We start from the raw sequence: 14,093 nt of genomic DNA, 5'->3' as shown, positions 1-14,093 counted from the left end.
TCCATGACTGTCTAAGTGGCTATGATCGGTCACGCAAGCTTGAGATTACGGAGGTGAAGCGTGACTGGTCAAGTGTCTTTTGATAGTCATGCCCGCAGCGTGCTGGCCGCGTCGGTCGAGTACGTGAACCGGCTGACGTCCGGGTACGCCGGAGGTGTCGCGTTCGATGCTCCGCCCGACACACCCGAGGCGGTGACGGAGGCGGTCGCCGAGGCGCTGACCGCGATCGGCCATCCGCCGAAGTCGGTACCGGTCGACGACGCACGGCGACTCGTGCGGCTCGCGGGCCGAATGCGGGTCGTGTTCGAGGCCGCGAGCTCCGGCGAGCTGGACGCCGCCGCGACCGAGATCAACGCGCTGCTGCTGGACACCAACGCCCGCCCGCAACTCGACCGCGGCCGGGACCGCCCGTGGAGCCTGCATTTCCACGGCCCGGACGAGCAACTGGCCAACGGGTGGGCCGCCGGCTGCGCGGCTGGTCTCGCGCTCGCGGTCGGTAGTGATCTAGCCGGACGCTTGGGTCTCTGCGCGGCGCCCCAGTGCGACCGGGTTTTCGTCGACGTGTCGAAGAACGGTCAGCGGCGCTTCTGTTCGCCGCAGTGTCAGAGCCGGGTCAAGGCCGCCGCGCATCGAGCCCGTCAGCAGGCCGCGGCCGAGTGAGTGTCGGGTTCGCCGGATCCTCGTTGCCAACGACGAGTTGGGCCCGATCGGCCGGGCGGACGTCGTCGACGTACATTCGCTCACCCGGGATGTAGCGGTTGCGGTAGCGCTCCTCCGCGGCCTCGGCTGACGCCATCCACGCTTGATCGCGCGCGGCGCCGCGGCGCAGTACCGTCTCGAAGTCGATGTGGACGTAGATCCGCAGGTCCCACCCATCGTCGAGTTCCTGTCGTTGCAGGAAGCAACCATCAGCGATCAGGACTGCTTGTGGTGTGGCTGTTCTGATCGGGGAGTCCAGCACAACCTGAGCGTTGGCCTCGCGCATCGCCGCCGTATAACGCCGATCCCCACCCGGCCCAAGCGGCCCCAGCAGCCGGTCACGAATCGCGGCGTGGTCGTACATCTCGAAGTAGTAGCTCTCCGGAGAATCGATCGGGTACGTCGTCCGCAACTCAGGCGCCCGCTTGAAGTAATCGAGACCAACCCGAATCACCTCACGCCCACTCCGCTGACGCAGTACGTCGGCCAACTCATCCCCGAGCGTCGTCTTCCCAGCAGCCGAACACCCGTCAACCCCAACCCGCACCGGATGCGCCCGCTCCACGGCCAGAATCTCCCCCGCCAACTCCCCCAGCACCGCACCACGCTCACCCATACCCGCCATCCTCCACCCCAGCGAGCGCCCCACCCGAACGGTTTTCGCGACTCACAGCGAAAGCGTCGGAGGTGAAACGCGTGCGGCACCCGCCCGGTCTCGAAGTACCACGCGAATACCTCAGAGCTCCACGAAATTCGACTTCGCCAGCTTGGAGACGGCAGAGGTGATGGCGGTGCGCGTTATCTGGGGAACGACGAGGATGTTCGACAGCGTGGTGTATCCGGAGGATCGGACCTCGTCCGACACCTCCTGCTGCAGGCGAACCGCGTCGTACACCGTCAGGTTCCACACCCGATCACCGCTGCGGACGACGAGGTCTACGAGATAGCCCTTCGACTCGGTCTCGAATTCGTAGCCGTCCAGGTATGACGGAAACTCGATCTCAAAGGGAGCTCCTGACAAGTTCCACCTACCTCGTCGTGGTTTCGCTCATCCACGTTGGAAGATCGGTAGCAGGGTCGTGTTCCAGATCCCGTGCTGTAGTGAGAGGAAGAGTAGCCACACCACGGCCGGCATCGCTGCCCGGATCCACCAGGGCAGGCGGTTGACCAGGATGGCCATCGCGATCAGGGCGAGGCCGGCGGCCAGGCCGGGCGCGGTGAGTGCGATTGCCTGGGGTCGCTCGGGCCAGCAGGAGGTGTGGGTGCACGGGGTGTCCGGTCCGCCGAAGGTGTACGGGTGGCTGAGGAGGTACCCGAGCAGCGAACCACCGATCACGAGCACCCCGCTGATCCCCTGGACGAGCGCCGCACCCTCACCACCCCGAGCCTGACGCCACAAATGCCCAACGCCTCCCGATCCTTCAAGCAGGCGGGGCAGGCCGGTTGTTGCGGCGAGCGTTATCGCCATCCACAGAACGAGTGCTGCCCAGGTGAGGTCGAGAGGCTTGCCAAGATCGGTGCCACCCCGTGGGTCGACGGTCGTCAGGTAGAAGCTCAGGCCCGCGCCCACCCAACCGAACACGAGCACACCGATCAGCGCGCTAATCAGCAGACCCGCTTGACCAGCGAGAAACAAAACACGCCGGTACGCCGAGCCCGTGCCTGAACCTGCCTCGACGCCGACCCGGCCCTCCGGATCCCCCGCGTCCCCAGCAGTCACCGCGCCCCCTCGCCGCTCGGATCACCCGCCCCGGCGTCCATCATCCCCGCGACCACAGGTCACCGCCGCGCGGAGCGCACCGCAGGCCCACGCCGAACCCACGCCGTGCCGAGTGCGCCCGGCGCTCGTCACCGCGGTCGCCCCGTCCACACAGGCGAAACGGCAGGCGCCCCGCCCGAGTTGGTTCGGGTGGGGCGCCTGTGGGTGGTTAGCCGACGGGGGTTAGTTCGCGCTCTTCCTCCGCGGACGGGGGAAGGGTGGTGTGCTTCGGGCGGGTCGGGCGGAGCCACTTGGGGGCCCACCAGTTGGCGTCGCCGAGGAGGGTCATGACGGCGGGGAGGACGACCGCGCGGATGATCGTCGCGTCGATCAGGATCGCGACGGCGAGGCCGACGCCGAGTTGCTTCATGTCGAGGGTGCTCAGGGTCGCGAAGACCGCGAATACACCGATCATGACCGCGGCCGCGCTGGTGACCACGCCGGCCGAGCCGGTGATGCCTTCGGCGACGGCTTGCCGGGTCGGCACGCCGCGCAGTACCGCCTCGCGGATCCGGCTCACGACGAACACGTGGTAGTCCATCGACAGGCCGAACAGCACCACGAAGAGGAACAGTGGCAGCCAACTGACCACCGCGCCGTTGGAGCGGAAGTGCAGCAGTCCTTCGGCCCAGGTGTTCTGGAAGACCGCGGTGACGACGCCGTACGCCGCTCCGGCGCTCAGCAGGTTCAGCCCGATCGCGGTGACCGCGACCACCACCGACCGGAACGTCACCATCATCACGATTAGCGTCAGCAGCAGCACGAACCCGATCACCAGCGGCAGCTTGTCCCGCGTGTGCGCCGCATAGTCGACGTCCGCGGCCACGAACCCGCCGACGGCGTACTCGACGCCCGGCACCTTGCCGACGGTCTCCGGCATCAGATCCTTGCGCAGCTTGGCCAACGAGTCGCGCGCCTGCTGGCTGCCCCCCTCGTACGGCGTTGCGACCTCGAGCGTCGCGACGGTGCCGTCCTTGGAGAACCGCGGCTCCTCGAGACCGTCCGACGCGAACAGCTTGTCGCCCTTGGTCTTCTGCATCAGCTCGGCCAGCGCCGCCTTCACCGCGGGCTCCTGATTGGCCGGAGCCCGTACGGCGACCTCGTGGCTCGTCCCCGTGCTCGGGAACGCGGCGGTGAGCCGGTCGTACGCCTTCATCACCGAGGTCGTGCGGGGCAGGTCCTCGGTGCCCGGGAACTTCAGCGTCATCCCGAGCGCCGGCGACGCGACCGCGAGCAGCGCGGTGACGGCGACCAGCAGCGTCGCGATCGGGTGCTTCAGAGCCGGCTTCAGCACCGTCGGCCAGAACCGCGGCTGTCCCTTGCTCGCCGTCAGCCGCCAGAGCAGCGGGATCCGCGGACGATCCACCCAGCGCCCGAGCTTCGCCAGTACGGCGGGGAGCACGGTCAGCGAACCGACGACGGCCACCGCGACGACCAGGATCGAACCGACCGCGAAGGACGAGAACACCGCGTCGCGGGCGAGGAACAGCCCGGCCATCGAGATGATCACCGCCGTACCGGAGACGACGACCGCGTGGCCCGAGGTGGCCGCGGCGATCTCGACCGCGTCGACGTGACCGCGGCCCTTGGCACGCTCCTCACGTTCGCGGCGCAGGTAGAAGAGTGAGTAGTCGACGCCGACCGCCATACCGATCAGCAGGATGACGCTGTTGACCGCGTCGACCGCGGGCACGAGCTGTGATGCGGCAGCCGATAACCCGATCGCGGCGGCGACGGCGGACAGCGCGAGCAGCAACGGCACCGAGGCGGCGATCAGGGCGCCGAACGCGATCAGCAGGATCGCCAGCGTGACCGGCAGGCTGAACATCTCGGCCCGTTTGAAGTCCTTGCCGAGCGTCTCGCTGAGCGCCTTGTCGATCGAGAGGCCACCGACCTCCTCGATCCGGAGGTCCGGATACTGCTTCTGGACCTGCGCGGTGGTGTCGAGCAGCGGCTGCACGCGAGCGTCCTTGTCGGCGCCCTCGGCCGCGTCTTTCAGCGTGACCCGGACGATCACCGCGTCCTTCTGCGGCGACGGCATCGGCTGAGCGACCTCCGCGACCCCACCGAGGCCGCGCATCCGCTGGATCACCGTGCCGGCGGCCGTGGTCGCCGCCGCCTGGTCGAGCTGCCCGGACGGCGCCGTGATCAGCACGCTCTCCACGTCCGGGTCGTCGAAGTTGCCGGACTTGACGATGTTGTCCGCCCGGGTCACTTCACCGATGTCACCCTCGTTCTTCGACTCCTTCGTCCCGGTCATCGAACCGAGCGCGAAACAGGCGACCACGACGACAACCCACATCGCGATCGCCCGCCACGGATGGGTGGCGCTCCAACGCGCCGCCCGCACCGTGATCTGTCCCCTGGCCATACCGTCCCTGCCCCTCTGCGCCCCCTCAGGCGCCCCACCCGGCGCCCCCTGGCGTGGCACCGGCTACGGGACAAAAGCCTCGCTGGCGGACACAGTCCGGGACCATGCAGGAGACCCCCGAGTTCCCCCTGGGGGAAACCCCACCCCACCCTTTCTCGTACGCCCTACGCCACCTGAGGACCGGCCGTCACACGAGCGCGCGGGAGCCCTTTCCCGTACGCCGTACGCACCCGGTGATCGGATGTCCTCGGGAGGCGGGTCAGAAGTCCTCGAGGTTCAGGGACGAGGCGGCGGAAACGCCCTCGAGGTACCCCTCGGCGCGCTCGGCCTTGGGGTAGCGGTGCACGAGATCCCAGAAGGTGGCGTTGTGGGTCGGCTCGATCAGATGGGCCAGCTCGTGCACCAGGACGTAGTCCACAACCCACCCCGGCATCGACTGCAACCGGGTCGACAACCGGATCGACCGGTCCGCCGGAGTGCAGGATCCCCACCGTCTGTTTTGGTTCGAAACCCACCTCACCGACGCAGGTTCGGGCACTTCGGGGAGGTGGCGACACGCGAGTTCGTGTGCTCTGGCCAACAATTTTTCGTCCGACACGCGCGATCGGCTGCGCTGCTTCTCCAGCCGCGCCAACATGGTCTCTACCCAGCGCGCCTCCTCGACGGCGGACAGCCGGTCGGGCATCAGCACGACCACTCGCTCGCCGTCCCGGTAGGCGCTGACTGTGCGCTTGCGGCGCTTGCTGCGACGGATGTCCACGTACGGCGGGATCGGGCGCGGTGGAGAGTCGGCCATGGCTCAAAAATGTACCCCCCGAATCCGACAAGTTTCTTCGGTGCACACCCTGTGAATTCCTGTTTCCGCAGGTCAGATGCCAGATCTTGAGCCCGCCGCCCCCTGTTGTTCACACCGTGTTCCCCAGCCCGTCCACCGTGCCCGACGGCGCGTCCCACAGGTTGCGCACAGAGTTATCCACAGGGGTGGACAACGCGGTCTTGCCACCGGGGCCGTGGCCTCCTAGCGTCGTCTGCAACAGGCTCCCGGACCGTCGCCGGGGTCGCTCGGAGGGGAAGCCGAGCGGTTCCGGCGGCGGAACCCCGGGAGCCTGTTCCGTGCCGGCGAAAGTTTCGGTAAGGGTTTTCCTCGGGGGATTCAGGCGGCACGCGGGCCATCAGGTGCGCTTGAGCCTGCGCCAGAAGGCCGTAGGGTGAATCCCGACTGGGCCGAACGGCCTACGGCAGGAAGGTCTGCCGTTAGCATCCAACGACTGCCCGGGGCGAGACCCCCGGGCTGTAATTCAGAGCAAGGAGAGGGCCCTCATGGCAGAGACCTGGAGCGGCGAGTTCTACTGCGTCAAGTGCAAGGCCAAGCGCACCGCCGACGGCGAGGTCAAGGTCAACGACAAGGGCACGCGCATGGCGAAGGCCAAGTGCCCCGAGTGCGGTACGAACCTGAACCGGATCCTCGGCAAGGCCTGACGCACCAAGTCGTAAAAAGGGCGGTGCCCGGCACGTTGCGCGTGCCGGGCACCGCCTTCGTCGTCCCCGGGCCGGAGCACGCCGCGGGCACGCTCCGGGACACCCTCGGGGGCGCCGTCCGGGGACATGTTCGGGCGACACACGGCGACCCCACGGTGGCCGGGCTTGAGCGACCGGACAGAATGGGAGAGTGTCGGACCTTCCTCGTAAGGCGCTGAGCCGGACCGCGAAACTCGCCAGCCTGCCGCTCGGCGCCGCCGGGCGCGCGACGGTCGGCCTCGGCAAGCGCATCGGTGGTGCGCCCGCGGAGGCGGTGCTGGCCGAGTTCCAGCGCCGGACCGCCGACCAGTTGTTCGCCGTCCTGGGCGAGCTCAAGGGCGGCGCGATGAAGTTCGGGCAGATGCTCAGCCTGATGGAGTCCGCGATGCCGGAGGAGCTCGCGGCGCCGTACCGGGCGACCCTGACCAAGCTGCAGGACTCCGCCCCGCCGATGCCGGCCTCGACCGTGCACACGATCCTGTCCCGCGAGCTCGGGAAGCGCTGGCGGGACCGCTTCGAGGAGTTCGACGACCTGCCCGCGGCGGCCGCGTCGATCGGCCAGGTGCACCGTGGCCGGCTCAAGGACGGCCGCGAGGTCGCGGTCAAACTGCAGTACCCGGGGGCCGCCGAGGCTCTCCGGTCGGACCTTCGCCAGCTCGGCCGCTTCGCCCGCACGATCGGCACGCTGGTCCCCGGTCTGGACGTGAAGCCGCTGATCGCCGAGCTCCAGGAGCGGATCGGTGAGGAGCTCGACTACGACCGTGAGGCCCAGGCCCAGCAGCAGTACGCCGACGCATTCAAGGACCACCCGGAGTTCGTCGTCCCGCGGGTGGTGAAGCACTCCCCCACGGTGATCGTGTCCGAGTGGATCGAGGGCCGCCCGCTGTCGTCGTACATCACCGAAGGCACCAAGGAGGAGCGGGACGCGATCGGGCTGAAGTACGTCCGGTTCATGTTCAGCGGGCCGAAGTACGCCGGTCTGCTGCACTCCGATCCGCACCCGGGGAACTTCCGCGTCATGGAGGACGGAAGGCTCGGCGTGGTCGACTTCGGCCTGTGCGCCCGGCTGCCGGACGGTCTGCCGCCGGCGATCGGGCGGCTGCTGCGGATCTCGCTGCGCGGCGACGGAACGGCCGTCCGGGACGGGCTCAAGGCCGAGGGCTTCATCAAGCCGCGGATGGACATCGATCCGGACCAGCTGATGGATTACCTGGCGCCGTTCGCGGAGCCGGCCAAGGAGGAGACGTTCCAGTTCAGCCGGGCGTGGATGCGCGCGCAGGCGAACCGGACCGGTGACTTCCGCTCGCCGAACGCGTCGCTGGCGCTCCGCCTCAACCTGCCGCCGTCGTACCTGCTGATCCATCGCGTCTGGATCGGCGGCATCGCCGTACTGTCGCAGCTCGAGGCCGAGGCGCCGTTCCGGGCGGTGCTCGAGGAGCTGCTGCCGGGCTTCACGGAGGACTGACTTTCTGCGCATTAGTGCGCTCAAGCCTTGACGTCTGCGCATTTACAGCCTCTTAATGTAGCGACCTTTCCTTTCCTGGAAGGACCGCCCAATGCGCCGATTCCTGGCCTTCACCGTCCCCTTCGCCCTCCTGGCCACGGCCACCACCGCCGCCCAGGCCGGCCCGCCGCAGCCCTGGGACACCACCTCTGTCGGAGCCGTGATCAAGCGGCTCGTCCCCGCTCAGGCCGCACAGGTCGAGCTCCGCGCCCTCCCGCCGACCGGTGAGTCGTACGACGTCGACCGGCACGGCCAGAACGTGCGGATCTCGGCCACCACGCCGAGCGCGATGCTGGCCGGCTTCAACGCGTACCTCGAGCAGGTCGCCCGCGTCGACGTCTCGTGGAACGGCGACTCGCTGGCCCGCCTCCCCCGCACCCTGCCCACTCCACAACAACCGCTGCACCAGTCGGCCACGGTCGCCAACCGCTTCGCGCTCAACGACACCGACGACGGCTACACCGGCGCGTACCGCACCTGGGCCGAGTGGGAGCACGAGATCGACGTCCTCGCCCTGCACGGGATCAACGAGGTCTTCGTCCCGGTCGGGGCGGAGGCGGTGTACGTCGACACGTTCCAGCAGTTCGGGTACTCCGAGAGCGACCTGCTGAGCTGGGTCCCGCAACCGAGCCACCAACCGTGGTGGCTGCTGCAGAACATGTCCGGCTTCCCGGCCGCGATGACCGCCGACCAGGTCCGCCAGCGCGCCGACCTGGGGCGCAAGATCATCACCAGACTGCGCGATCTCGGCATCACCCCCGTGCTCCCCGGGTACTTCGGTACGGTCCCGCCCGGCTTCGCAGCAAAGGTCCCTAGCGCGCGTACCGTGCCGCAGGGCAACTGGGTGGGCTTCCAGCGACCGGACTGGCTCGACCCGACGAGCACTCCGTTCGCCGACGTGGCGAAGGCGTTCTACGCCAACTCCGAGCGGCTGTTCGGCCGCAGTACGCACTACAAGATGGACCTGTTGCACGAGGGAGGCCAGCCCGGTCCAGTACCGGTCGGCGCAGCTAGCAAGGCAGTCCAGGACGCACTGGAGGCCGCACGTCCCGGAGCCACCTGGGTGTTCCTCGGCTGGCAGAGCAACCCGCGGGCGGACACGCTGGCGGGCATCGACCGCTCACGCATCCTGATCGTGGACGGCCTGTCGGACCGGACCGATCAGAACCGCAACAAGACCTGGCCGGACTCGACGTACGCCTTCGGCTCGATCTGGAACTTCGGCGGTCACACCACGATCGGTGCGGCCACGACGACCTGGGAGGACCGCTTCTGGCGCTGGCGCTCGGAAACCGGCAGCAAGCTCGACGGCATCGCGGTGATGCCCGAAGCGAGTGACAACAACCCAGCGGCCTTCGAGTACCTCACCGGTCTCGCGTGGCGCAGCGGACCGATCGACCGGGACACCTGGTTCAAGGACTGGTCCCAGCGTCGGTACGGCGGCTCTGACCAGGCATCCGCGACGGCGTGGACCGCGATCGGCAAGACGGCGTACTCGCTCGCCGGAGGCAGTGAAGCGCAGGACGGTCTGTACGCCGCCACTCCATCGCTGACCGCCGACTCCGCAGCAACGTGGTCGCCCAGCTCGATGCAGTACGACGCCACTGACTTCGCAGCCGCACTACCGGCGCTCCTCTCGGTCGATCGACGGCTGCGCGGCACAGCGTCGTACCGCTATGACCTGATGGATGTGACGCGGCAGGTGCTGTCGAACCGGAGCAGGACGTTGCTCCCGCGGCTCAAGTCGGCGTACGACGCCAGGGACCTCGCGACCTTCGACACGCTCAAGGCGCAGTGGCTGGACCAGATGGCTCTGCTGGAGCAGGTGACGGCGACAAACCGGCAGACGATGCTCGGACCGTGGCTGGCGAACGCCGGCGACGCGTCACTGCAGAAGAGCGCCCGCACCATCCTCACCATCTGGGGTACGCGGGCCGGGTTCAACGCCGGTCTGAGTGACTACGCCAACCGCGAATGGTCCGGTCTGATCAGCACGTACTACGCCCCGCGGTGGAAGGCATACCTGGACGACCTGTCCGCAGCGCTGCGGGACAGCCGGGCACCGTCCACCTTCGACTGGTACCAGCGCGGCGCCGACTGGACGGCGTCCACGACGCCACTCCCCCAGAAGCCGACCGGTGACATCCACCAGGTCGCACAGCAGGTCGTCAGCTACCTGACCGCACACCCTGAACCGGTCGCGCTGACAGCCACCGCTACGCCGGCCAACGTTCCGGACGGCGCCAAGACGACCGTGACGGCCAGTCTGCGCAATGTCGACCCGTTCCAGACCGCCTCCAACGTCAGCGTCACTCTGACCGCTCCAGCCGACAGCGGCCTCACCGTGGAACCAGCGTCCGTCGCCATCCCCCGACTGGCACCTGGTGAACGCACCACCGCTTCCTTCGCCGTGACAGCGACAGGACCCGCAGCGCACCTGACAACAACCCTGACTGCTCGCACCGATCAGTCAGCAGCGTCTCTCCGCGTCCTACGCGCTGGACCAGTGCAGGAGCCGAACCGCACGCTCACGACCAACAACGCCGTATTCGCCCAGTCCGGTGACTCCTACCTCATCGAAGGCGCCGGAAACGACATGTGGGGTACGACGAAGCAGTACGGCACCATCTACCGCCAGAACGCCCTGGTGGCAGGCGGATCGCTCACCACTCGCGTTGTCACCCAGGACCGCACCGGTCCCTGGGCACGAGCCGGACTGGTCATCAGCCCCGACCTGACCAAGACCGGCAGCGCCGGACTGGCCGACATCGCGATCACTCCGGACAACGGGTGCGTCTACTCGTGGGACTCCGACGGCAACGGGTCCCTGGACCAGTACCGCAACGTCACCGGTCGGACTGCTCCCCAGTGGCTGCGCCTCACGCGGGACGGCGACACCGTGACCGCGGCGTGCAGCCCGGACAGTACGACGTGGACCACGATCGCGAGCTCCGTCGTACCGGCGGGGGCTGTGCTTGATGGCGGTCTGTTCATGTCGGCCGCGAACGGCGGTGCTGGGACTCGTGGCGCCGCCGAGTTCGCCAGCTTCAGTTCTGCCGGCCCAGCGCAGGTGCCGAGCGGAGGGTGACGGCAAGCAGGATCGCCATACCGGTCAGTGCGACGGCGGTGATCCCCGCAGCCAGGTGAAGACCTGAGGTGAACGCGTGTCGGGCGGCGTCCAGTACGTCGCCCGACGCGCCCTGGCTGATCGCCTCGCCGAGCGAGTTGCCGCCGCGGCCGTCCATGCGGCCCCGGTACACCACGGTCACCACGCTGCCCAGCACCGCGATGCCGAGCGAGTAGCCGAACTCGTTGCCGGTCTGGGTCAGCGCGCCGGCCGATCCTGCCTGCTCCGGCGGGACCGAACCGATGACCAGGTTCGTGCCGAGGATGACCAGCGCGCCGGGCCCGAAGCACTCCACCGCGAACGCGACGACCAGGACCGTCGTCGACGTCGTCTGGCTGACCACGATCATCCCGGCGACCGTGAACGCGACACCGGCCGGGATCAGGATGCCCGGGCGGATCCGCCGAGCGAGCCGCGGCGCGAGCTGGAAGCCGATCGTCGACGTGATCATGCCCGGCACCAACGCCAGCCCGGCGGCCAGCGGCGTCATCCCCTTCACCAGCTGGAAGTACTGCGCGACGAACACCATCACGCCACCGGACAGCATCGAGTACGCCGTCATGCTGCCGAGCGTCACGCTGAAGGTCCGCCGCGTGAACAGCCGCACGTCGACCAACGGTTCGGCCAGGCGCAACTGCCGTCGTACGAAGAACCACCCGAACACGCCCCCGAACACCAGGGCTCCGACCGACTGCGCACCGGCCCCGTGCGCCGCCAGGTGCTTGAGACCGTGAATGGCCGGCAGGATCGCCGCCAGCGACAGCACCACACTCGGTACGTCGATCCGCCCGGCCTTCTCGTTCCGGTACTCCGGGAGCAGGAACGGACCGATCGCGAGCAGCGCCACCATCGCCGGGACACCGATCAGGAACGCGGAACCCCACCAGAAGTGGTTCAGCAGCACACCCCCGACGATCGGCCCGACCACGGCGCCGACCGTGAAACAACCGCCCCAGACGCCGAGCGCGGTCGCCCGCTGCCGCTCGTCCGGGAACAGCGTGGAGATCAGCGCCAGCGTGCACGGCGCGATCGCCGCGCCCGCGATCCCCAGCACCGCTCGGGCCCCGATCAGCATGCCGGGGCTCACCGAGTACGCCGCCACGATGGAGGCGACCCCGAACACGCCGGCCGCGATCAGCAGCAGGCGCCGTCGGCCGAGCCGGTCGCCGAGGCTGCCCATCGTGATCATCAGGCCGGCCACCATGAACCCGTACACGTCCAGGATCCACAGCTGCTGGCTGCTGGTGGCGCCGAGCGCCTCGGTGACGGCCGGAACCGCGAGCAGCATCACGAACAAGTCCAGTGACACCAGCAGCGTTGCCAGGCACAGAACGCTCAGGGCGATCCACTGCCGCCGGCCGGTCGCCACGGTGTCGGCCTCGAGGGTGCGGGTCATGAGTGCGGTCCTTCCACAGGAGTGTCTTCACTCCCTGCGTCGACCGGATCACCCCGGAATCGACATAGGCTCGGAAGAAGTCCCCCGACGAGCGGAGAGCGCGATGACGGCGTCCGGAAATCTTCCCGAGGTCGTGTCGGAGCAGGAGTGGCTGGCCGCCCGCCGCGAACTGCTGCGGCTGGAGAAGGAGGCGACCCGAGCGCGGGACCGCCTGAACGCCGAGCGACGGCGGCTGCCGATGGTCCGGGTCACGAAGCCGTACGTGTTCGAGGGGCCGGACGGGCCGGTGGGTCTGCTCGACCTGTTCGAGGGCCGGGATCAGCTGGTGATCCACCACTTCATGTTCGGGCCGGACTGGGACGAGGCGTGCCCGAGCTGTTCGTCCGCCGCAGACGAGATCGGCAACCTCCGCCAGTTGCACGTTCGCAACACGTCACTCGCGGCCGTGTCCAGGGCGCCGTACGAGAAGATCGCCGCGTTCAAGGAGCGGCTGGGCTGGACGTTCCCGTGGTACTCGTCGTACCCGGGCGACTTCAACTACGACTTCCACGCCACGCTCGACGATCGGGTCGCGCCGGTGCTGCTGCACTTCCGGACGCAGGACGAGCTGGCGGCCGAGAAGGGTACGCCGTGGACCGACGGGCCCTGGACCGCGGACATGAACGGCGAGGAGATGCCCGGGATCAGCGCGTTCCTCCGGGTCGGCGACGACGTGTTCCACACTTACTCGACGTTCGGCCGCGGGATCGAGGACTTCCACAACGGCTACCGCTACCTCGACCTCACGGCGCTCGGGCGCCAGGAGGCGTGGGAGGAGCCGGCCGGACGCGCCGAACCGCTGGGCCTGCAGGTCGGCGGCCCGTCGATGCGGGTACCGGATCAGTACTGACTCACCAGTGGACCGAGTCCAGCTTGCCCTCGATACTGCGCACGTTCTCCCGGGCGCAGCGATCGCAGTACAACAGCCTGCGGCCACCCTCGATCGACGTCACCCAGGTCAGCGGCGCATCCTCCGACTCAGCCTGCTGACCACACAACGCACACGTAGCAACTCCCATACGACTAGTCTGCACCGAGTGCGATGGACCGTTCACAACGAGGCCGAAGTCTGGGGCAATCGATGGCTGAGCGTCCGGCGCTTGGACGTCGAGCAACCCGATGGGGAGCGGTTCGACTACCACGCCGTCCGGCTCAAGGACATCGCCGCGGCGGTCGTCCTCCGCGACGCGCACGTGCTGCTGATGTGGCGGCACCGGTTCCTCACCGACACCTGGGCGTGGGAGCTCCCGATGGGGATCATCGAAGTCGGTGAGACCCCGATGGCCGCGGCGGCGCGGGAGCTCGAGGAAGAGACGGGGTGGCGGGCGGGTGAGCTGACCGAGCTGATCCGGTCCGAGCCGGCCGCCGGGATCATGGACTCGCGGCATTTCGTGTACTCCGCGGCTGGCGCCGTACGGGTCGGTGAGCCGACGGAGCGGAACGAGTCGGATCGGATCGAGTGGGTCCCGTTGGCCGACGTACCGGGGATGATCGCGCGGCACGAGATCGTCAGTGGGATCACGCTGATCGGTCTGCAGCAGGCGCTGCTTCAAAGACGTGGCTGAGGGGGGGGGGGGCGCCGGGGGGGGGGCCCCCCCCCGTGTGTGCTCGGGCGCGGGGGGTGTTGTGGTTTGTTAGTGTGCGGGGGGGGGGGCGCGGGGCGCGGGCGCGGCGCCAGAC

At 68.6% G+C, this 14,093-nt stretch carries 13 protein-coding genes; 6 read left to right on the top strand and 7 right to left on the bottom strand.

All coding sequences use genetic code 11. The annotated features are described in order from the left end of the window. Positions 1 to 60: 60 nt before the first annotated feature. Positions 61 to 660 carry a CGNR zinc finger domain-containing protein gene (locus tag ACWGID_RS27515; RefSeq protein ID WP_452201292.1) on the top strand — a complete coding sequence of 200 codons (600 nt, stop codon included), beginning with the start codon at positions 61 to 63 and terminating at the stop codon, positions 658 to 660. On the opposite strand, the gene ACWGID_RS27510 is transcribed toward ACWGID_RS27515, so the two are convergent. The 5 genes from ACWGID_RS27510 to ACWGID_RS27490 form a co-directional block, all read right to left on the bottom strand. Beyond that, positions 614 to 1,315, bottom strand: coding sequence for a uridine kinase (locus tag ACWGID_RS27510; protein ID WP_452201288.1), 702 nt, complete (start codon positions 1,313 to 1,315; stop codon positions 614 to 616). The genes ACWGID_RS27515 and ACWGID_RS27510 overlap by 47 nt on opposite strands. A 120-nt stretch (positions 1,316 to 1,435) precedes the next feature. Then, positions 1,436 to 1,720 (bottom strand): hypothetical protein, encoded by a 285-nt coding sequence (locus ACWGID_RS27505; RefSeq protein ID WP_452201286.1) that lies wholly within the window; start codon positions 1,718 to 1,720, stop codon positions 1,436 to 1,438. A 27-nt stretch (positions 1,721 to 1,747) separates the two neighbouring features. Beyond that, on the bottom strand, positions 1,748 to 2,419 hold the full coding sequence (locus tag ACWGID_RS27500) for a hypothetical protein (protein WP_452201284.1): 672 nt from the start codon (positions 2,417 to 2,419) through the stop codon (positions 1,748 to 1,750). Between the two features lie 208 nt (positions 2,420 to 2,627). After that, positions 2,628 to 4,829, bottom strand: coding sequence for an MMPL family transporter (locus ACWGID_RS27495; protein WP_452201282.1), 2,202 nt, complete (start codon positions 4,827 to 4,829; stop codon positions 2,628 to 2,630). Between the two features lie 259 nt (positions 4,830 to 5,088). Beyond that, positions 5,089 to 5,625, bottom strand: coding sequence for a M48 family metallopeptidase (locus tag ACWGID_RS27490; protein ID WP_137258184.1), 537 nt, complete (start codon positions 5,623 to 5,625; stop codon positions 5,089 to 5,091). Positions 5,626 to 6,149: 524 nt separating this feature from the next. Here ACWGID_RS27490 and ACWGID_RS27485 point away from each other — a divergent pair. From ACWGID_RS27485 to ACWGID_RS27475, 3 genes are all read left to right on the top strand, one after another. Beyond that, entirely contained in the window at positions 6,150 to 6,308 is a 159-nt protein-coding gene (locus ACWGID_RS27485; RefSeq protein ID WP_012922897.1) for a DUF5679 domain-containing protein, read from the top strand. Positions 6,309 to 6,498: 190 nt separating this feature from the next. After that, positions 6,499 to 7,812 (top strand): ABC1 kinase family protein, encoded by a 1,314-nt coding sequence (locus tag ACWGID_RS27480; RefSeq protein ID WP_452201279.1) that lies wholly within the window; start codon positions 6,499 to 6,501, stop codon positions 7,810 to 7,812. Between the two features lie 91 nt (positions 7,813 to 7,903). Next, complete coding sequence (locus tag ACWGID_RS27475) at positions 7,904 to 10,939, top strand: alpha-N-acetylglucosaminidase TIM-barrel domain-containing protein (RefSeq protein ID WP_452201277.1); 3,036 nt, start codon at positions 7,904 to 7,906, stop codon at positions 10,937 to 10,939. On the opposite strand, the gene ACWGID_RS27470 is transcribed toward ACWGID_RS27475, so the two are convergent. After that, positions 10,899 to 12,374 carry an MFS transporter gene (locus ACWGID_RS27470; RefSeq protein ID WP_452201275.1) on the bottom strand — a complete coding sequence of 492 codons (1,476 nt, stop codon included), beginning with the start codon at positions 12,372 to 12,374 and terminating at the stop codon, positions 10,899 to 10,901. The two genes, ACWGID_RS27475 and ACWGID_RS27470, sit on opposite strands and share 41 nt — an antisense overlap. A 103-nt stretch (positions 12,375 to 12,477) precedes the next feature. Between ACWGID_RS27470 and ACWGID_RS27465 the strand changes: the two genes are divergently transcribed. Next, positions 12,478 to 13,263 carry a DUF899 domain-containing protein gene (locus tag ACWGID_RS27465; RefSeq protein ID WP_452201274.1) on the top strand — a complete coding sequence of 262 codons (786 nt, stop codon included), beginning with the start codon at positions 12,478 to 12,480 and terminating at the stop codon, positions 13,261 to 13,263. Position 13,264: 1 nt separating this feature from the next. On the opposite strand, the gene ACWGID_RS27460 is transcribed toward ACWGID_RS27465, so the two are convergent. Continuing rightward, entirely contained in the window at positions 13,265 to 13,432 is a 168-nt protein-coding gene (locus ACWGID_RS27460) for a hypothetical protein (protein ID WP_452201272.1), read from the bottom strand. An 18-nt stretch (positions 13,433 to 13,450) separates the two neighbouring features. Here ACWGID_RS27460 and ACWGID_RS27455 point away from each other — a divergent pair, with 18 nt between their 5' ends. Beyond that, positions 13,451 to 13,978: an NUDIX domain-containing protein gene (locus ACWGID_RS27455; protein WP_452201271.1), complete on the top strand. Its 528-nt coding sequence runs from the start codon at positions 13,451 to 13,453 to the stop codon at positions 13,976 to 13,978. Positions 13,979 to 14,093: the final 115 nt, after the last annotated feature.

Source organism: Kribbella sp. NPDC054772 (genome assembly GCF_053611945.1).
The sequence above is the reverse complement of the archived record's forward strand: the minus strand, read 5'-3'. Positions and strand labels throughout refer to the sequence as shown.

Bases quoted from the DNA above. Each gene is read 5' to 3' on its own strand.
- ACWGID_RS27510 (WP_452201288.1), bottom strand. From the start codon at position 1,315: ATGGGTGAGCGTGGTGCGGTGCTGGGGGAGTTGGCGGGGGAGATTCTG.
- ACWGID_RS27495 (WP_452201282.1), bottom strand. From the start codon at position 4,829: ATGGCCAGGGGACAGATCACGGTGCGGGCGGCGCGTTGGAGCGCCACC.
- ACWGID_RS27490 (WP_137258184.1), bottom strand. From the start codon at position 5,625: ATGGCCGACTCTCCACCGCGCCCGATCCCGCCGTACGTGGACATCCGT.
- ACWGID_RS27485 (WP_012922897.1), top strand. From the start codon at position 6,150: ATGGCAGAGACCTGGAGCGGCGAGTTCTACTGCGTCAAGTGCAAGGCC.
- ACWGID_RS27475 (WP_452201277.1), top strand. From the start codon at position 7,904: ATGCGCCGATTCCTGGCCTTCACCGTCCCCTTCGCCCTCCTGGCCACG.
- ACWGID_RS27470 (WP_452201275.1), bottom strand. From the start codon at position 12,374: ATGACCCGCACCCTCGAGGCCGACACCGTGGCGACCGGCCGGCGGCAG.
- ACWGID_RS27465 (WP_452201274.1), top strand. From the start codon at position 12,478: ATGACGGCGTCCGGAAATCTTCCCGAGGTCGTGTCGGAGCAGGAGTGG.
- ACWGID_RS27460 (WP_452201272.1), bottom strand. From the start codon at position 13,432: ATGGGAGTTGCTACGTGTGCGTTGTGTGGTCAGCAGGCTGAGTCGGAG.